Genomic DNA, 17,752 nt, shown 5'->3' on the forward strand with positions numbered 1-17,752 from the left:
AGGTTATTGCGCAGTGGCTGGTGCCAGAAAAGCGGCTTCCAGCAACTGCTGTGTATACGGATGTTGGGGGGCGGCAAAGATACTTTGCGCGTCTCCCTGTTCGACCACTTGGCCATGCTTGACCACCATCAGCTGGTGGCTCAGCGCTTTGACGACAGCCAGGTCATGGCTGATGAACAAATACGTCAGGTTGTACTTGGCTTGCAGTGAACGCAACAGCTCCACCACTTGCCGCTGCACCGTCCGGTCGAGCGCCGAAGTCGGCTCGTCCAGCAGGATCAGCGCCGGTTTCAGCACCAAGGCCCGGGCAATGGCGATTCGCTGCCGTTGCCCACCGGAAAATTCGTGGGGGTAGCGGTGCCGGGTTTCCGGATCCAGACCTACCTCCTTCAATGCCGCAATGATCGCCGCTTCCTGTTCGGTCGCGGTGCCCATCTTGTGTATCCGCAGGCCTTCGCCAACGATGTCGTTGACGCACATGCGCGGGCTCAGGCTGCCGAACGGGTCCTGAAACACCACCTGCATCTCCCGCCGCAGCGGGCGAATCTCGTTCTGCGTCAGGCAGTCTAGCTGCTTGCCTTCAAAGCGGATCGCGCCTTTGCTGCCGATCAGCCGCAAAATCGCCAGACCGAGGGTGGATTTGCCGGAACCGCTTTCGCCGACGATCCCCAGGGTCTGGCCCTGAGGCAGGCTGAAATTGATGCCGTCCACTGCCTTGACGTAATCCACCGTGCGTTTGAGCAGGCCTTTCTTGATCGGGAACCAGACTTTGAGGTCCTCGACTTCGAGCAGCGGCGCGCCGATTTCATTGCTCGCCGGGCCGCCGCTGGGCTCCGCGCCGAGCAATTCCCGAGTGTACGGATGCTGCGGCGAACGGAACAGCTCTGCGCACGATGCCTGTTCGACGATGCAACCGCGCTGCATGACACATACGCGATGCGCAATTCTTCGCACCAGGTTCAAATCGTGACTGATCAGTAGCAGCGACATGCCCAATCGGGCCTGAAGATCCTTGAGCAAATCGAGGATTTTCAGCTGAACGGTCACGTCCAGCGCGGTGGTCGGTTCGTCGGCGATCAGCAATTCCGGCTCGTTGGCCAGGGCCATGGCGATCATCACCCGCTGCCGCTGGCCGCCGGACAATTCATGGGGCAGGGCCTTGAGACGCTTGTGCGGCTCGGGAATGCCGACCATTTCCAGCAGCTCCAGCGTGCGTTTGGTCGCCACTTTGCCACTCAGGCCCTTGTGGATGCTGAGCACTTCGTTGATCTGCTTCTCGATCGAATGCAGCGGATTGAGCGAAGTCATCGGCTCCTGAAAGATCATGGCGATGCGGTTGCCACGAATATGGCGGATGGTTTTCTCGCTCAAATCCAGCAGGTTCTGCCCGGCGTAATTGATGCTGCCGGCCGGATGCCGCGCCATAGGGTAGGGCAGCAGGCGCAGGATCGAATGCGCCGTTACCGATTTGCCCGAGCCCGATTCACCGACCAGCGCCAGGGTTTCGCCGCGCTTGATATCGAAGCTCACGCCTTCGACCACGCGGTGCACGCGCTCGCCGAAACCGAATTCGACGGCGAGGTCGCGCACTTCGATCAGATTGTCCTGATTCATTTCACTTCCTCGGGTCGAAGGCATCGCGAGCGGACTCGCCGATAAACACCAGCAGGCTCAACATCAGTGCCAGTACGGCAAACGCGCTCATGCCCAGCCATGGCGCCTGCAGGTTGGATTTGCCTTGCGCGACCAGTTCGCCCAGCGACGGACTGCCGGCCGGCAAGCCGAAGCCGAGGAAGTCCAGCGCGGTCAGGGTGCCGATGGCGCCGGTGAGGATGAACGGCATGAAGGTCATGGTCGAGACCATGGCGTTGGGCAGGATGTGGCGGAACATGATCGCGCCGTTCTGCATGCCCAGCGCGCGGGCGGCGCGCACATATTCCAGATTGCGCCCGCGCAGGAACTCGGCGCGCACCACATCGACCAGGCTCATCCACGAGAACAGCAGCATGATGCCCAGCAACCACCAGAAATTCGGCTGGACGAAACTGGCAAGGATGATCAGCAGATACAGCACCGGCAGCCCCGACCAGATCTCGAGAAAACGCTGCCCGGCGAGATCGACCCAGCCGCCATAAAAGCCCTGTAGCGCCCCGGCAATCACGCCGATGATCGAACTCAGCACGGTCAGCGTCAGCGCAAACAACACGGAAATGCGGAAACCGTAGATCACCCGCGCCAACACATCGCGGCCCTGATCGTCAGTGCCCAGCAGGTTATCCGCCGAGGGCGGGGCGGGCGCCGGGACTTTCAGGTCGTAGTTGATGCTCTGGTAGCTGTAGGGGATCGGCGCCCACAGAATCCACGCGTCCTTGGCCTTGAGCAGTTCGCGGATGTACGGGCTCTTGTAGTTGGCTTCCAGCGGAAATTCGCCGCCGAACGCGGTTTCCGGATAGCGCTTGATCGCCGGGAAATACCAGTTGTTGTCGTAATGCACGACCAGCGGTTTGTCGTTGGCGATCAGTTCGGCGCCCAGACTCAGGCCGAACAGAATCAGGAACAGCCACAGCGACCACCAGCCACGCTTGTTGGCCTTGAACAGTTCGAAGCGCCGGCGGTTGAGAGGGGACAGGTTCATCTCAATGCTCCCGGCTGGCGAAGTCGATACGCGGATCGACAAAGGTGTAGGTCAGATCGCCGATCAGTTTCACCACCAGCCCGAGCAGGGTGAAGATGAACAGCGTGCCGAACACCACCGGGTAATCGCGATTGATCGCCGCCTCGAAACTCATCAGGCCGAGGCCATCGAGAGAGAAGATCACTTCCACCAGCAACGAGCCGGTGAAGAAGATACCGATGAATGCCGACGGGAAACCGGCAATCACCAGCAGCATGGCGTTGCGGAACACGTGGCCGTAGAGCACGCGATGGCGGGTCAGGCCCTTGGCCTTGGCGGTGACCACATACTGCTTGTTGATTTCGTCGAGAAAGCTGTTCTTGGTCAACAGGGTCATGGTCGCGAAGTTGCCGATCACCAGTGCGGTGACCGGCAATGCCAGGTGCCAGAAGTAATCGAGGATCTTGCCGCTCAGGCTCAGCTCATCGAAGTTGTTCGAAGTCAGCCCGCGCAGGGGGAACCAGTCCAGATAACTGCCGCCGGCAAACACCACGATCAGCAGGATCGCAAACAGAAACGCCGGGATCGCATAGCCGACGATGATCGCCGAACTGGTCCAGACATCGAAGTGGCTGCCGTGCCGCGTGGCCTTGGCGATGCCCAGCGGGATCGACACCAGGTACATGATCAGCGTGCTCCACAGCCCCAACGAGATCGACACCGGCATCTTTTCCTTGATCAGGTCGATGACCTTGGCGTCGCGGAAGAAACTGTCGCCGAAATCCAGCTGCGCGTAGTTCTTGACCATGATCCACAGACGTTCCGGGGCCGATTTGTCGAACCCGTACATGTGCTCGATTTCCTTGATCAGCGCCGGATCCAGCCCCTGCGCGCCACGGTAGGACGAGCCGGCCACCGCCACTTCGGCACCGCCGCCGGCAATCCGGCTGGTGGCGCCTTCGAAGCCTTCGAGCTTGGCGATCATCTGCTCGACCGGCCCGCCGGGCGCGGCCTGGATGATCACGAAGTTGATCAGCAGAATGCCGAACAGGGTCGGGATGATCAGCAGCAGTCGCCGAAAGATATACGCCAGCATCTGATTACTCCGTGCCCGCAGGGTCGGCTTGCAGTTGGGTTTCGACTTCTACGGCAGGCTTGGCGTCAGGCTTGACCCACCAGGTGTTGATGCCGATGTCGTACTTGGGCGAGGTTTTCGGGTGGCCGATGTGGTTCCAGTAAGCCACGCGCCAGCTCTTGATGTGCCAGTTCGGCACCACGTAGTAGCCCCATTGCAGAACACGATCCAGCGCGCGAGCGTGGGCAACCAGACTTTTGCGCGAGTCGGCGTTGATCAGGCTTTCCACCAGTTGATCAACGGTCGGGTCTTTGAGGCCCATGCTGTTGCGGCTGCTCGGTTTGTCGGCGGCGGCGCTCATCCAGTACTCGCGCTGCTCGTTACCCGGCGAATTGGACTGGGGAAAGCTGCCGACCATCATGTCGAAATCCCGCGAGCGCACGCGGTTGATGTACTGCGAGACGTCGACGCGGCGGATGACCAGATCGATGCCTAGGTCGCTGAGGTTGCGCTTGAACGGCAGCAGCACCCGTTCGAATTCGGTCTGGGCGAGGAGGAATTCGATCACCACCGGTTTGCCAGTGGCGTCGACCATTTTGTCATCGACGATTTTCCAGCCGGCCTCTTGCAGCAATTGATACGCCTCACGCTGCTGGGTGCGGATCATGCCGCTGGCGTCGGTCTTGGGATTTTCGAAGGCTTCGCTGAACACCTGGGCCGGCAGTTTGCTGCGAAACGGTTCGAGGATCGTCCGTTGCTCGGCGTCGGGCAGGCCGGTGGCGGCCATTTCCGAGTTCTCGAAGTAACTGCGGGTGCGCACGTAGGCGCCGTTGAACAATTGCTTGTTGGTCCATTCGAAGTCGAACAGCAGCCCGAGAGCCTGACGCACGCGCACATCCTGAAACACCGGGCGGCGCAGGTTGAAGACGAAGCCCTGCATGCCGGTCGGGTTGCTGTTGGGGATCAGTTCCTTGATCAAACGGCCCTCGGTGACCGCCGGAACGTTATAGGCGCTGGCCCAGTTCTTCGCGGTCATCTCCAGCCAGTAGTCGAACTGTCCGGCCTTCAGTGCTTCGAGGGCGACGGTGTTGTCGCGGTAATAGTCGGTGGTCATCGTGTCGAAGTTGTAGAAGCCACGGTTGACCGGCAAGCCCTTGCCCCAGTAATCCTTGACCCGCTCGTAACGTACCGAACGGCCGGCCTTCACTTGGGTGACCTTGTACGGGCCGCTGCCCAGCGGGATTTCCAGATTGCCCTTGTTGAAGTCGCGACTGGCCCACCAGTGTTTCGGCAGGACCGGCAACTGGCCGAGGATCAGCGGCAGCTCGCGGTTGTTGCTGTGCTTGAACTTGAACAAGACTTTCAACGGGTCTTCGGCAATCGCTTCGGCGACGTCGTTGTAATAGCCGCGAAACATCGGCGAGCCTTCCTTGGTCAGCGTCTCGAAGCTGAACACCACGTCTTCGGCGCGCACCGGGTGGCCGTCGTGGAAGCGTGCTTCCGGGCGCAGGTAGAAACGCACCCAACTGTTGTCGTCGGCTTTCTCGATCTTGCTGGCAATCAGGCCGTATTCGGTGAACGGCTCGTCGAGGCTGTGTTTGGTCAGGGTGTCGTAGATCTGGCCGATGTCATCGGCGGGCACGCCTTTGTTGATGAACGGGTTGAGGCTGTCGAAGCCACCGAAGCCGGCCTGACGGAATACGCCGCCCTTGGGCGCATCAGGGTTCACGTAGTCGAAATGCTTGAAATCGGCCGGGTATTTCGGCGGCTCGTTGTACAGGGTCACGGCGTGTTGCGGGGCGGCCCAGGCCAGCCCGGCGAACAGCAAGCCGCCGGCCTGCACGAGCAGGGTGCGAACAGCATTCATCGATCTTTCTCCGAAGACTTCAGCCACCATGCGCTCAGGCCCAGGGTGTAGGGCGGCGTGGTGACAAAGGCCAACCGGTTGCGGTAGGCCAGACGGTGATAATTGAGGTACCAGTTGGGAATGCTGTAGTGCTGCCAGAGCAGCACGCGGTCGAGCGCTTTGCCGGCGGCGACCTGCTCGTCGCGGGTGCGAGCGGCGAGCAACTGTTCGAGCAGGTGATCGACCACCGGATTGGCGATGCCCGCGTAATTCTTGCTGCCCTTGACGTTCACCTGGCTGGAGTGGAAGTACTGCCACTGCTCAAGGCCCGGGCTCAGGGTCTGGCCGAGGGTCATCGAGATCATGTCGAAATCGAATTGGTCGAGGCGCTGTTTGTACTGGGCGCGATCGACGGTACGCAGGCGCGCGTCGATGCCGATGCTGTTGAGGTTTTCGATGTACGGCTGATAGAGCCGCTCCAGGCTCGGGTTGACCAGCAGCAGTTCGAAACGCAGCGGTTGGCCGTCTTTGTCTTGCAGGCGCTGGCCGTGGAGCTTCCAACCGGCCTCGGCGAGCAGGGCGAGGGCTTTGCGCATAGTCTCGCGCGGAATGCCACGGCCGTCGGTTTTCGGCAGGGTGAACGGCTCGGTAAACAGCCTGGCCGGCAGTTGCTCCTTGTAGGGTTTGAGCATCAGCCATTCATGGCCGACCGGCAGGCCGGACGCAGTGAATTCGCTGTTGGGGTAGTAGCTGCTGGTGCGTTTATAGGCATCGCTGAACAGCGCACGGTTGGTCCACTCGAAATCGAACATCAGGCCCAACGCTTCGCGCGTCCTGACATCGGCGAAGGTCGCGCGGCGGCTGTTCATGAACAGGCCCTGAGTCTGGGTCGGGATCTGATGCGGGATCTGCGCCTTGATCACCTCGCCACGACGTACAGCAGGGAAGTTGTAGCCGTTGACCCAGTTCTTCGCCTGATGCTCGATGTAGATGTCGAACTCACCGGCCTTGAACGCTTCGAAGGCGACATCGCTGTCGCGGTAGAACTCGACTTCCATGCGATCGAAATTGTACTTGCCGCGATTGACCGGCAGGTCCTTGCCCCAGTAATCCTTGACCCGCTCGAAAATCAGCTGCCGCCCCGGCGTGACCGACGTGATGCGGTACGGCCCGCTACCCAGCGGCGGTTCGAAGGTGGTGGCTTTGAAGTCGCGGTCTTTCCAGTAATGCTGCGGCAGCACCGGCAACTCGCCAAGGCGCAGGATCAGCAGCGGATTGCCCGAGCGCTTGAACACGAAACGAATGCGTTGTTTGTTGAGGATGTCGACCCGTAGCACTTCCTGCAAGGCCGTGCGATACAGCGGATGACCGTCCTTGAGCAGCGTTCGATAGGAGAACGCCACGTCGTAGGCGGTGATCGGCGCGCCGTCGTGAAAGCGTGCTTCGGGGCGCAAATTGAAGACGACCCAGCTGCGATCTTCGCTGTACTCCACCGATTGTGCGATCAAACCGTAGCTCGACGCCGGCTCGTCGCCGGACGGCGAATACTGTCCGGTACCGACCATCAGCGGCTCGTTGAGCTCGTTGATGCCGTACTGGAGAAAATTGGCGGTGGTAACCGGGCTGGTGCCCTTGAAGGTGTACGGATTGACCGTATCGAAGGTGCCGAACGCCATCACCCGCAACGTACCGCCCTTGGGCGCTTGCGGGTTGACCCAGTCGAAGTGGGTAAATCTGGCCGGGTACTTGAGCGTGCCGAACTGCGCATAACCATGACTTTCGGTAATCGTCGCGCTTGCGGGTGAGCTCAAGGCCAGGCTGATCAGGAGCAGGGAGAGGGCACGCTTCAAGTCAGATCCGATCCAGCGGCTTGGGCTTTGTGGGCCGTACAGTAACAGCTTGTCTGGACAGGAAAAAGATGCGGGTTAATGCCGGGTTAATCGTTTGCGCGAAGAGCCCCTCACCCTCTCCCGGAGGGAGAGGGGACTGATCGTGGTGTCTGGGCGAGTTGCACCGACGTGCGATACCGAGTCGAAGTCAGTTTCTGAAAAGCCCCCGATCGGCTCCATTTCCCCCTCTCCCCCCTGGGGGAGAGGGCTGGGGTGAGGGGGATGAATCTAAAGCACACCACAAAAACTTCATCCAAAAAAAGCCCCTGAAATATCAGGGGCTCTTCAATCAGTGCGGCTGATAAACCGTAAGCATCTGCCCCGGCTTCAACGCCTTGCCCGCACCCGGGTTCCAACGCTTGAGATGTTGCATCTCGACGTTGAACCGCTTGGCCACCACATACAGGGTGTCGCCGCGCTTGACCTTGTACTGGGTCTGCTGCTTGCTCTCGTCCTTGCCTTTGGTCTTGGTATTTGCCGCGACCACGGTGTTGACCCGACCGGACTTGCGCGCCGGGGCACGCTTGGTGTTGTCCTGCATGACCAGGGTCTGGCCGACCTTGAGATTCTTGCCGGTCAGCTTGTTCCAGCGCTGCAGATCCTTGACTTCGACCTTGTTGGCCTTGGCGATGGAGCCGAGGTTGTCGCCACGCTTGACCCGATAGGCGCGCTTGAGCTGCGCCACTTCCGACGGATCGGCGCCTTCGAACACCGGTTTCAGCGAGCGTGGGCTGATCAGTTCGTCCGGGCGCATGGTCTGCAGACTGGCGGTCAGCAGTTGCGCCTTGGACGTCGGCACCAGCAAGTGCTGCGGACCGTCGATGGTGGTGCGCTGTTTGAACGCGGGGTTGAGCTGGAACAGTTCGTCTTCATCGATGTTCGCCACCGCAGCGACCTTGGACAGGTCCATGCGCTGGTTGATTTCGACGACCTGGAAGTAGGGTTCGTTGGCGATCGGATTGAGGTTGACGCCATAGGCTTCCGGCGCCAGCACCACTTGCGACAGCGCCAGCAGCTTCGGCACATAGGCCTGGGTTTCCGCCGGCAGTGGCAGGTTCCAGTAGTCAGTGGGCAGGCCAAGCTTTTCGTTGCGCTCGATCGCCCGGCTGACGGTGCCTTCACCGGCGTTGTAGGCTGCCAGCGCCAGCAGCCAGTCGCCGTTGAACATGTCGTGCAGGCGGGTCAGATAATCCATCGCGGCCGTGGTCGAGGCGGTAATGTCGCGACGACCATCATAAAAACGCGTCTGGCGCAGGTTGAAATAACGCCCGGTGGACGGAATGAACTGCCACAGGCCCACCGCATCGGCGCGGGAATAGGCCATCGGGTTGTAGGCGCTCTCGATCACTGGCAGCAGGGCCAGCTCCAGCGGCATGTTGCGCTCTTCTAGGCGTTCGACGATGTAATGAATGTAGAGACTGCCGCGTTCGCCGGCATTCTCGAGAAAAGAGGGGTTACTGGCGAACCACAGGCGTTGTTGCTCGATGCGCGGATTGACGCCAAGGCCTTCCTGCAACTGGAAGCCCTGACGCATGCGTTCCCAGATGTCCTGGGGCGCCACGGGAGTGGGCTTCTCGGTCAGCCAGATCGGCTTCTGCTTGGCTCGCGCAGCAATGTTCGGCGTATGCGTCGCTTCAGTCTGCGGAGCGTGGCTGGAGCAACCCGCCAGCGTGGCGGACACAGCCACCGCGATGGCTTGCGCCAGGCGGGTCAAAGCATCTGAATTGACGGACTTACGTATGGATGACGACATTGGCTGGAAGTAAGTTCCGGGCAAAAATGTCGGGCGATTCTAGAAAGCGCACCCCCTGCGGTCAACCATTGAGAATTTTTGTCCCGGCCGGCGCGCTTGTCAGAACTTGTCTTTCCATGCCCGCAGAGCCGCAAATACCTCGCTCGGCTCCCGGTTTTGAGCGCCTTCCCGTTCGTCCACTTTTTGTGTAACCAATGTTTCAGAAGTGCGTAAAAACGGATTGGTCAGCTTTTCCAGGGCCAAAGTCGACGGCAATGTCATCACGCCGTTCTGCCGTTGCTGCGTGACCTTTTCCAGACGGGCGGCGACTTCCGGGTTGCCCGGCTCGACGGCGGCGGCAAATTTCAGATTGCTCAAGGTGTATTCATGGGTGCAGTAGACCAGCGTATCTTCCGGCAGGGTCGCGAGTCGGCTGAGCGAGTGGTACATCTGCTCGGGTGTGCCTTCGAACAACCGGCCGCAACCGGCGGCGAACAGGGTGTCGCCGCAGAACAGCAGGCCGTGGTGGTAATAGGCGATGTGCCCCAGGGTGTGACCGGGCACCGCATAGACGTCGAAGTCCCAGCCGAGCACGCTGACGCTGTCGTTGTCCTTGAGCGCTACGTCGCGCGCCGGGATGCTTTCGCTGGCCGGGCCGTAGACCTTGGCGCCGGTCGCGGCTTTCAGGCGCTCGACGCCGCCGACATGGTCATGGTGATGGTGAGTGATCAGAATATCGCTGAGCACCCAGCCCGGATGCGCGTCAAGCCACGCCTGCACCGGGGTGGCGTCGCCCGGATCGACCACCGCGCAACGCTGGGTCTGGTGATCCTGTAACAACCAGATGTAGTTGTCGGTGAACGCGGGCAGGGCACTGATCTGTATCATCGTCGGAATTCGCCAAGCAGAAAACATTGGCGCATCTTAGTAGTTCCTGGCGCGTTGGAGAATGACATGACCGATAAAGCGTTCGCTCAGGCCGATCCCGACTGGCTGGCATTGATCAGCGCCGCCCGCGAATGGCTGTCGGGGCCGCTCGGGCAATTTCTGCTGGATGAAGAGCGGCGCATGCTCGATGACGAGCTCGGCCGCTTCTTCGGCGGTTATCTGGTGCATTACGGGCCGTCCGCCGAAACCCCGCCGGCCGCGCCGCAAGTGCAGCGCAACGTGCGTCTTGGCGCACCGTTGCCCGGAGTCGAGATCGTTTGCGAAGAGCAGGCCTGGCCGTTGAGCGAGCACGCTGCCGACGTGGTGGTGATGCAGCATGGCCTGGATTTCTGCCTGTCGCCCCACGGCTTGCTGCGTGAAGCGGCGAGCAGCGTGCGCCCCGGCGGGCATCTGCTGATCATCGGCATCAACCCCTGGAGCACCTGGGGGCTGCGGCATTTCTTCGCCAATGATGCCCTGCGCAAGGCGCGCTGCATCTCGCCGTCGCGGGTCGCCGACTGGCTCAATCTGCTCGGCTTTGCGCTGGAGAAACGCCGCTTCGGGTGCTATCGTCCGCCGCTCGCGTCACCCAAGTGGCAGAACCGCCTGGCCGGCTGGGAACGCAAGGCCGGTGACTGGCAATTGTCTGGCGGTGGCTTCTATCTGCTGGTGGCGCGCAAGATCGTGGTGGGTCTCAGGCCGTTGCGCCAGGAACGCCGCGAGCCGATGGGCAAGCTGATTCCGCTGCCGATGGCCAAGGTCAACCGCCGCCGCATCGAACCGTAAATCTTCTTTTATTTGTGGCCGGGCTTGTCCCGGCCGCGGTCATTGTCGATCCGTGATTGGCAGGACAGGCATTTTTTCTGGAAAGACTGGCATGAGCAAAAGCGTGGAAAGCGTCGATACCGTAGAACTGTTCACCGACGGCGCCTGCAAGGGCAACCCCGGCCCCGGCGGCTGGGGCGCGCTGCTGGTGTGCAAGGGCGTCGAAAAGGAACTGTGGGGCGGCGAGGCCAACACCACCAACAATCGCATGGAGCTGCTCGGCGCGATTCGTGGCCTGGAAGCGCTCAAGCGCCCCTGCGAAGTGCTGCTGGTCACCGACTCGCAATACGTGATGAAAGGCATCAACGAGTGGATGGCCAACTGGAAGAAGCGCGGCTGGAAAACGGCTGCGAAAGAGCCGGTGAAGAATGCCGATCTGTGGAAAGAGCTGGACGAGCAGGTCAACCGCCACAAAGTCACCTGGAAATGGGTGCGCGGGCACATTGGCCATCACGGTAACGAGCGGGCTGACCAATTGGCTAACCGTGGGGTCGATGAAGTTCGCGGTTACAAGCAGAGCTGATTCGCTTCTAACCGTGGCGTGGCCGTTCGCGAGCAGGCTCGCTCCCACATTGGAATGCTTTCCCCTGTAGGAGCTGCCGAAGGCTGCGATCTTTTGATCTTGTTGCAGGAAAAATCAAAAGATCGCAGCCTTCGGCAGCTCCTACAGGGTTCGAGTCCAGCGTGTTAACATCCGCGCTTTTGCACGATTGACCCGTTGAGAGCTGAGCACTGATGGCCACCAGATCCGTTGTACTCGATACCGAAACCACCGGCATGCCGGTGACCGATGGTCACCGGATCATTGAAATCGGTTGCGTCGAACTGATCGGTCGGCGCCTGACGGGCCGGCACTTTCACGTTTATCTGCAACCGGATCGCGAGAGCGACGAAGGCGCGATCGGTGTGCACGGCATCACCAACGAATTCCTCGTCGGCAAGCCGCGCTTTGCCGAAGTCGCCGACGAGTTCTTCGAGTTCATCCAGGGCGCGCAGCTGATCATCCACAACGCGGCGTTCGACGTTGGCTTCATCAACAACGAATTTGCCTTGATGGGCCAGCACGATCGCGCCGATATCACCCAGCATTGCACCATCCTCGATACCCTGATGATGGCCCGGGAACGTCACCCGGGGCAGCGCAACAGCCTCGACGCGTTGTGCAAACGTTACGGCGTCGACAACTCCGGCCGTGAACTGCACGGCGCCTTGCTCGACTCGGAGATTCTCGCCGACGTCTACCTGACCATGACCGGCGGCCAGACCAGCCTGTCGCTGGCTGGCAACGCGTCCGACGGCAATGGCACGGGCGAGGGCGCCGACAACTCGGCTACCGAAATCCGCCGCCTGCCGGTCGATCGCCAGCCAGCACGCATCATCCGGGCGACCGAAGAAGAACTGGCGGCGCATCTGGTGCGGCTGGAAATCATCGCCAAATCGGCGGGAGCGCCGGCGTTGTGGACGCAGATTGCCGAGGCTGATGCGCAGGTCTGAAAGATCGAAAAATCAAAAGATCAGAAGATCAGAAGATCAAAAGATCGCAGCCTTCGGCAGCTCCTACGGGGATTGCATTCCATAGTAGGGACCAGGAAGGCAGCGATTTTTTGCGTTTGGCGACATGGAGCCAAGTTGCCACCCTCGCCACATTCGCCGCAACCCTCTACCCTGAGTGCACTGGTCAGGTGCAAATCTGCCGCCTCAGGACACTGAGCCTCATGTACAAAGAGTTGAAATTTGCGCTGGCAATCATCCATCGCGACGGTAAGGTCGACACCGTCGGCTGCGTCAAGGAATGAGGACTTTTCCCAGTATGCAACCGGTCATGAATCCGAAATACCCAGGGTTGTCGGTGCGTGTAGCCGACGAAGGTTTTGCGCCGTATATCTGGGGCAGCGACTTCAGTTTCGAGGTCGCGGCCTACGGCGCTGCCGTGCTCGGCAAACCGGTCGAGCAATGGCCGGTGACGCCAATCGTGCCGTACCGCAAGTGCTACGGCATCGATCCCGAAGAATTCAGCGCCTTTCACAACGCGCCCGACAGCGCGATTTTCATGGCGTACCTGGACGACGAGCCGGTCGGTCACCTGGTGATCAGCACCAACTGGAACGGCTTTGCCCACATCGATGAGCTGGCGGTGCATGCCCCGGCCCGTCGCCACGGCGTGGCCAAGGCGTTGCTTGATGTCGCGCAGTTCTGGAGTCGCAAGAAGAAGCTGCCGGGCATCATGCTCGAAACCCAAAACAACAATCTCGGCGCCTGTCGTCTGTATGAGCGTTGCGGCTATGTGATCGGCGGCATCGACCAGTTGCGCTATCGCGGCATCGATCCGCATACCGCTGAAGTCGCGTTGTTCTGGTATCGCCTGTTCGATAATCCGCTGGAAAAACCACTCAGCTCGACAACATCGCCTCGGCTTGTTCCGTGACGATCGCCAGCAAGGTCTGAATCGCCGCCGACGGCGCGGCATGTTTGAAGGTCAGGGCGCAGAGGCCGATCGGCACTGCCGGTGAGAGCGGGCAGACGTCAAGCCCACCGGCGCGGGCGCCCAGAGCGGTGAACGGATCGACGATGGCCAGACCTTCGCCGGCCTCGACCATGCTGCGCATCATCTGATGGGTCTGCACGCGGGTCTGAATGCTTGGCGCCGGGCGCAGCGCCTGAAGTTTGTTTTCCAGCGCCGGGCTCAGCGGATCCTGACCTTCGAGACCGACCATGGCCTGACCGGCCAGATCCGCGAGGGAAATGTATTTCTGTTTCGGCTGCAGCCAGCCGTGCGGAGCGAGCAATTGCAGCTTGCCCTGGGCCAGCGGCTGGCAGTGGATATCGGGGTGTTCGGGATCGTGCAGGCTCAGGCCCAGATCGCTTTCGCGCAGTAACAGGCTGCGAACGATGTCGCGAGTCGGCGCGCTGAGCAGGCTGCAAGGTGCGTCCGGCAGGCGTCGACGCAGAGTCGCAAGGCTTTGTGGCAGTAATTGTTGGGCCAGCGGCGGGGTGCCGATGATGCGCAGGGGTGGGGCGAGGTATTGCTTGAGGCTGTTGGCCAGACGCTGCACCGGCTCAAGTGCCTCATAAATGTGCGCGATTTCCGCTTGCAGGGCGCGCGCTTCGGGCGTCGATTGCAGCCGACCGCGAACGCTGGCGAACAACATGAACCCCAACTGACTCTCGGCTTCGCGCAAACGCTCTTCGACCTCGGTCACCGGCAGTTGCAGCCATTCGGCGGCGGTGCCCAGGTGACCGGTCTGCAAGAGCGCCTGAATCACTTCGATGTGGCGTAAACGCATGCGTGAAGTCCATGTTCAGCAGGTGGGGTCAGACGCTGAATCCTACCCCAAGTCCGCTCGCATGACTTCTGCTCATAACGCTAGGTTATTGAGCGACGGTTGGCTCAGGTTCGCGGATCAGGGTAATGCCTGATTGCACCAGGAGAAACTCGCTGTCACTGACCTTGTTGACCCGATCGCCAATGGCGAGTTTGTAAATGGGCTCCGAGCCAGTGGATCCGTCTGCAGACGGGTTCGATTCCTGGAATTCATGCACGGAATAAACGCGGCCTTCCGCATCTCTTGCATGAAACTGACCGACGAGTACTGCTGCCATCTGCTTAGAACCTCTGGAGATAAAACGCTTGATTTGCGGCTTTGTAGACCGTCAGCAAGCTCGGTAAGTTTTCCTACAGGAAAAAAATATTCCTCGCGCAGGAAAAACCAATGACCACTGGTGAAAATGTCACTGGATCATCTATAACTAGCGACTCTTCCCACGGACCATCGAGAGTCATCCATGAGCAATGTCTACAACGTCGCTGTAGTGGTCGGTAGCCTGCGCAAAGCATCGATCAATCGCAAAGTCGCACTGGCCCTCGCCGAACTGGCACCGGCCAATCTCAAGCTCGAGATTGTCGAAATCGGTGAACTGCCGCTGTACAACGAAGACATCGACGGCGATTCTCCGCCGGCAGCCTACAGCACTTTCCGTCAGAAAGTGGCGTCATCCGACGCGGTGCTGTTTGTCACCCCCGAGTACAACCGCTCGATCCCGGCACCGTTGAAGAACGCCATCGACGTTGGTTCCCGTCCTTATGGCCAGAGCGCGTGGAGTGGCAAACCCGGCGCGGTGATCAGCGTATCGCCAGGCGCCATCGGTGGCTTCGGCGCCAACCAGCACCTGCGCCAGACCTTTGTTTTCCTTGATATCCATTGCCTGCAACAGCCGGAAGCCTACCTGGGCGGCGCCGGTAACGCGTTCGACGAAGCGGGCAAACTGAGCGACTCGGTGAAGCCGTTCCTGCAAAAATTCATCGATGCTTACGGCCAGTTCGTCGAGCAACACAAGAAATAAGCTCACCGAAACGCACTGTGGGAGCGAGCCTGCTCGCGAAGGCGGACTGTCAGATAACAATTTCGCGTCTGACAAACCGCTTTCGCGAGCAGGCTCGCTCCCACATTTGTTCGATTTCCACCCGTTTCGCTATTTGAAGGCTTCTGCGAATGCTCGCTGCGTCACTGATTTTCCTGCTGACCATCACCCTCGTCATCTGGCAACCCAAAGGTCTCGGCGTCGGCTGGAGTGCAACGTTGGGCGCCGTGCTGGCGTTGATTTTTGGCGTCGTTCACCTCACGGACATCCCGCTGGTCTGGCAGATCATCTGGAACGCCACCGGCACCTTCGTCGCGCTGATCATCATCAGCCTGTTGCTCGACGAGGCTGGCTTTTTCAATTGGGCGGCGCTGCACGTGGCGCGTTGGGGGCGGGGCAGTGGGCGCAAATTGTTTGCCTTCATGGTGCTGCTCGGCGCGCTGGTCTCTGCGCTGTTCGCCAATGACGGCGCGGCGCTGATTCTCACGCCGATCGTGATTTCGATGCTGTTGGCGTTGCGCTTTTCACCGGCGGCGACGCTGGCATTCGTCATGGGCGCCGGGTTCATTGCCGACACGGCGAGCCTGCCGCTGGTGGTATCCAACCTGGTCAACATCGTTTCGGCGGACTTCTTCCACATTGGCTTCAACCGCTATGCAGCGGTGATGGTGCCGGTGAACTTCGTCAGCGTGGCGGCGACGTTGGGCATGTTGCTGTGGTTTTTCCGTCGCGACATCCCGGCCGCTTACGATCCGGAACAGCTGGAAAACCCGCACACCGCGATCCACGACAAAGCGACGTTCTACGCCGGTTGGGCGGTGTTGGTGATCCTGTTGATCGGCTGCTTTGCCCTCGAACCGCTGGGCATTCCGATCAGCGCAATTTCGGCGGTGTGCGCCGCGCTGCTACTGGGTATTGCCGCGCGCGGCCACAAGATCTCCACGCGCAAGGTTATGAAAGAAGCGCCGTGGCAAATCGTGATTTTCTCGTTGGGCATGTACCTGGTGGTGTACGGCCTGCGCAATGCCGGACTCACCGGTTACCTCGCCGGGTGGCTGGACGTATTCGCCGGCCACGGGGTGTGGGGCGCGGCGATGGGCACCGGGGTGCTGACGGCGCTGCTGTCGTCGATCATGAACAATCTGCCAACGGTACTGATCGGCTTGCTGTCGATCGACGCCAGTCAGGCCAGCGGCGTGATCAAGGAAGCGATGATCTACGCCAACGTGATCGGCAGCGACCTGGGGCCGAAGATCACTCCGATCGGCAGCCTGGCGACCTTGCTGTGGCTGCACGTGCTGGAGCGCAAAGGCATCCATATTGGCTGGGGCAATTACTTCCGTGTCGGGATTGTGCTGACGGTGCCGGTGTTGCTGGTGACGTTGGCGGCACTGGCGGTGCGGCTTTCGCTGTAGACCGGGGTGGGCCCAATCGCTGGCAAGCCAGCTCCCACAGATTTGTATTCATCGCGAAACCTGTGGGAGCTGGCTTGCCAGCGAAGGGGCCAGTTCAGGCACTACAAATCTCAGGTTTGGCCGGGGACATTCGGCCAAAGATCCGCCACCAGAAACAACCGCTCCGCCTCTTCCCATTCGCCCTGGGCATTCTCGGTCAGGCGTACCAGCAACTGCGCCGGGGCCAGTGCTGGCAGGTCTGCCAGCCACAAACGCAGGTGCTCATCTGTCCAGACCTGATCCGCCGGGTAATGCGCCGGCGCCAGCCACGCATGGCGGGGCAGGGGTTGCCAGCGGCCCGGCGGGCGCTGCGCGACAAACGCCGGCCAGTCCCTCTGATGCAGCCAACTGCCACGCAGATGTTGTGGATGCGCGCCGTTCGGTGAGTCGGCCTGCCCTGGCCACGGATACAGCAGATAACCGCCCAGCCACAACTGCGCGCTGAAGGTTTCGATATCCAGTGCCGCGAGCACCTCGCGGCTTTCCGGGCGCGCCGAGATCGGCAATTGATGCTCGGCCAGATGTGCCAGTTTGCGATCCAGCCGGTCATGACAACCCGGCCCCAGCCACTGCGCGGGATCGCGGCCATCGCCATCCTGCGGGCCAAGGTAGAGCTTGATCGCCAGTTCCAGATGATGCACGCCGTCGCGGTCACGCAGCAGCATGTCCAGCTCGCCGAGGGTGTGCCCAGCGCGGCGAATCGGCAGGTTGGCGGCGATCAGTTCGATGCCCGGCGCATGCTCCACGGCGAACTGCCACAGACGCTCGTAATACAGGCCCAGACGCCGGGTGCGCGCCTGCGACAGCCATTGCAGCAGGCCGTAACTGTCGCGGTCGAGCTGGTGCAGCCAATGTTCGAGGCGCTGCGGGTCGTGCACCCAGTCGCTGCCGGCAAGCGGATGGCGCTGGGGCCACGGCGTGGCGGCGAGCATCGGCGGCGCGAGGATCACCCACGCCAGGTCCCGCACTTCGGGATGGCGTAATCGATGGGGCAATTGCAACAAGTCGGGGAACAGGATCATCTTGCGAGC

At 60.9% G+C, this 17,752-nt stretch carries 16 protein-coding genes; 6 read left to right on the forward strand and 10 right to left on the reverse strand.

What is annotated here, in order from left to right:
- Nucleotides 1-3: 3 nt before the first annotated feature.
- The 7 genes from AB9L16_RS09585 to gloB form a co-directional block, all read right to left on the reverse strand.
- Nucleotides 4-1,614: an ABC transporter ATP-binding protein gene (locus AB9L16_RS09585; protein ID WP_375123436.1), complete on the reverse strand. Its 1,611-nt coding sequence runs from the start codon at nt 1,612-1,614 to the stop codon at nt 4-6.
- Nucleotide 1,615: 1 nt separating this feature from the next.
- The gene (locus tag AB9L16_RS09590; protein WP_016774153.1) at nt 1,616-2,635 is read right to left on the reverse strand and encodes an ABC transporter permease; all 1,020 of its coding nucleotides are present in this window, start codon (nt 2,633-2,635) and stop codon (nt 1,616-1,618) included.
- Between the two features lies 1 nt (nt 2,636).
- On the reverse strand, nt 2,637-3,710 hold the full coding sequence (locus AB9L16_RS09595) for a microcin C ABC transporter permease YejB (protein WP_095179573.1): 1,074 nt from the start codon (nt 3,708-3,710) through the stop codon (nt 2,637-2,639).
- A 4-nt stretch (nt 3,711-3,714) separates the two neighbouring features.
- Nucleotides 3,715-5,556 (reverse strand): extracellular solute-binding protein, encoded by a 1,842-nt coding sequence (locus tag AB9L16_RS09600; RefSeq protein ID WP_252885761.1) that lies wholly within the window; start codon nt 5,554-5,556, stop codon nt 3,715-3,717.
- Entirely contained in the window at nt 5,553-7,385 is a 1,833-nt protein-coding gene (locus AB9L16_RS09605) for an extracellular solute-binding protein (protein WP_056784667.1), read from the reverse strand. The genes AB9L16_RS09600 and AB9L16_RS09605 overlap by 4 nt, the downstream gene beginning before the upstream one ends.
- A gap of 328 nt (nt 7,386-7,713) precedes the next feature.
- Nucleotides 7,714-9,177 carry a transglycosylase SLT domain-containing protein gene (locus tag AB9L16_RS09610; protein ID WP_041480626.1) on the reverse strand — a complete coding sequence of 488 codons (1,464 nt, stop codon included), beginning with the start codon at nt 9,175-9,177 and terminating at the stop codon, nt 7,714-7,716.
- A 99-nt stretch (nt 9,178-9,276) separates the two neighbouring features.
- On the reverse strand, nt 9,277-10,044 hold the full coding sequence (gene gloB / locus AB9L16_RS09615; protein WP_375123437.1) for a hydroxyacylglutathione hydrolase: 768 nt from the start codon (nt 10,042-10,044) through the stop codon (nt 9,277-9,279).
- A 66-nt stretch (nt 10,045-10,110) separates the two neighbouring features.
- Here gloB and AB9L16_RS09620 point away from each other — a divergent pair, with 66 nt between their 5' ends.
- The 4 genes from AB9L16_RS09620 (at nt 10,111) to AB9L16_RS09635 (ending at nt 13,333) form a co-directional block, all read left to right on the forward strand.
- Nucleotides 10,111-10,869: a class I SAM-dependent methyltransferase gene (locus AB9L16_RS09620; RefSeq protein ID WP_041480625.1), complete on the forward strand. Its 759-nt coding sequence runs from the start codon at nt 10,111-10,113 to the stop codon at nt 10,867-10,869.
- A gap of 91 nt (nt 10,870-10,960) precedes the next feature.
- A complete protein-coding gene (gene rnhA / locus AB9L16_RS09625) occupies nt 10,961-11,431 on the forward strand; it encodes a ribonuclease HI (protein ID WP_375123438.1) in 471 nt (156 codons plus the stop codon).
- Between the two features lie 212 nt (nt 11,432-11,643).
- Complete coding sequence (gene dnaQ / locus AB9L16_RS09630; RefSeq protein WP_041480624.1) at nt 11,644-12,402, forward strand: DNA polymerase III subunit epsilon; 759 nt, start codon at nt 11,644-11,646, stop codon at nt 12,400-12,402.
- A 316-nt stretch (nt 12,403-12,718) separates the two neighbouring features.
- Nucleotides 12,719-13,333 carry a GNAT family N-acetyltransferase gene (locus tag AB9L16_RS09635; RefSeq protein WP_375123439.1) on the forward strand — a complete coding sequence of 205 codons (615 nt, stop codon included), beginning with the start codon at nt 12,719-12,721 and terminating at the stop codon, nt 13,331-13,333.
- Here AB9L16_RS09635 and AB9L16_RS09640 read toward each other — a convergent pair.
- Nucleotides 13,299-14,192 carry a LysR family transcriptional regulator gene (locus AB9L16_RS09640; RefSeq protein WP_375123440.1) on the reverse strand — a complete coding sequence of 298 codons (894 nt, stop codon included), beginning with the start codon at nt 14,190-14,192 and terminating at the stop codon, nt 13,299-13,301. The two genes, AB9L16_RS09635 and AB9L16_RS09640, sit on opposite strands and share 35 nt — an antisense overlap.
- Nucleotides 14,193-14,277: 85 nt before the next feature.
- A complete protein-coding gene (locus tag AB9L16_RS09645) occupies nt 14,278-14,508 on the reverse strand; it encodes a hypothetical protein (protein ID WP_071171849.1) in 231 nt (76 codons plus the stop codon).
- Nucleotides 14,509-14,691: 183 nt separating this feature from the next.
- Here AB9L16_RS09645 and AB9L16_RS09650 point away from each other — a divergent pair, with 183 nt between their 5' ends.
- Nucleotides 14,692-15,249 (forward strand): NADPH-dependent FMN reductase, encoded by a 558-nt coding sequence (locus AB9L16_RS09650; RefSeq protein WP_039763234.1) that lies wholly within the window; start codon nt 14,692-14,694, stop codon nt 15,247-15,249.
- Nucleotides 15,250-15,398: 149 nt separating this feature from the next.
- Nucleotides 15,399-16,682, forward strand: coding sequence for an arsenic transporter (locus AB9L16_RS09655; RefSeq protein ID WP_375123441.1), 1,284 nt, complete (start codon nt 15,399-15,401; stop codon nt 16,680-16,682).
- A 110-nt stretch (nt 16,683-16,792) separates the two neighbouring features.
- On the opposite strand, the gene AB9L16_RS09660 is transcribed toward AB9L16_RS09655, so the two are convergent.
- Nucleotides 16,793-17,743: a DUF1853 family protein gene (locus AB9L16_RS09660; RefSeq protein ID WP_375123442.1), complete on the reverse strand. Its 951-nt coding sequence runs from the start codon at nt 17,741-17,743 to the stop codon at nt 16,793-16,795.
- Between the last annotated feature and the right edge of the window lie 9 nt (nt 17,744-17,752).

The sequence above is a fragment of the Pseudomonas sp. LW8 genome, from assembly GCF_041956865.1.
Classification (GTDB): Bacteria; Pseudomonadota; Gammaproteobacteria; order Pseudomonadales; family Pseudomonadaceae; genus Aquipseudomonas; species Aquipseudomonas siliginis.

What these genes read in the sequence shown, in the direction of transcription:
- AB9L16_RS09650 (WP_039763234.1), top strand. Translation starts at nt 14,692, where the DNA reads ATGAGCAATGTCTACAACGTCGCTGTAGTGGTCGGTAGCCTGCGCAAA.
- AB9L16_RS09600 (WP_252885761.1), bottom strand. Translation starts at nt 5,556, where the DNA reads ATGAATGCTGTTCGCACCCTGCTCGTGCAGGCCGGCGGCTTGCTGTTC.
- AB9L16_RS09660 (WP_375123442.1), bottom strand. Translation starts at nt 17,743, where the DNA reads ATGATCCTGTTCCCCGACTTGTTGCAATTGCCCCATCGATTACGCCAT.
- AB9L16_RS09595 (WP_095179573.1), bottom strand. Translation starts at nt 3,710, where the DNA reads ATGCTGGCGTATATCTTTCGGCGACTGCTGCTGATCATCCCGACCCTG.
- gloB (WP_375123437.1), bottom strand. Translation starts at nt 10,044, where the DNA reads ATGATACAGATCAGTGCCCTGCCCGCGTTCACCGACAACTACATCTGG.
- AB9L16_RS09635 (WP_375123439.1), top strand. Translation starts at nt 12,719, where the DNA reads ATGCAACCGGTCATGAATCCGAAATACCCAGGGTTGTCGGTGCGTGTA.
- AB9L16_RS09610 (WP_041480626.1), bottom strand. Translation starts at nt 9,177, where the DNA reads ATGTCGTCATCCATACGTAAGTCCGTCAATTCAGATGCTTTGACCCGC.
- AB9L16_RS09585 (WP_375123436.1), bottom strand. Translation starts at nt 1,614, where the DNA reads ATGAATCAGGACAATCTGATCGAAGTGCGCGACCTCGCCGTCGAATTC.
- AB9L16_RS09620 (WP_041480625.1), top strand. Translation starts at nt 10,111, where the DNA reads ATGACCGATAAAGCGTTCGCTCAGGCCGATCCCGACTGGCTGGCATTG.
- rnhA (WP_375123438.1), top strand. Translation starts at nt 10,961, where the DNA reads ATGAGCAAAAGCGTGGAAAGCGTCGATACCGTAGAACTGTTCACCGAC.
- AB9L16_RS09655 (WP_375123441.1), top strand. Translation starts at nt 15,399, where the DNA reads ATGCTCGCTGCGTCACTGATTTTCCTGCTGACCATCACCCTCGTCATC.
- AB9L16_RS09640 (WP_375123440.1), bottom strand. Translation starts at nt 14,192, where the DNA reads ATGCGTTTACGCCACATCGAAGTGATTCAGGCGCTCTTGCAGACCGGT.
- AB9L16_RS09645 (WP_071171849.1), bottom strand. Translation starts at nt 14,508, where the DNA reads ATGGCAGCAGTACTCGTCGGTCAGTTTCATGCAAGAGATGCGGAAGGC.
- dnaQ (WP_041480624.1), top strand. Translation starts at nt 11,644, where the DNA reads ATGGCCACCAGATCCGTTGTACTCGATACCGAAACCACCGGCATGCCG.
- AB9L16_RS09590 (WP_016774153.1), bottom strand. Translation starts at nt 2,635, where the DNA reads ATGAACCTGTCCCCTCTCAACCGCCGGCGCTTCGAACTGTTCAAGGCC.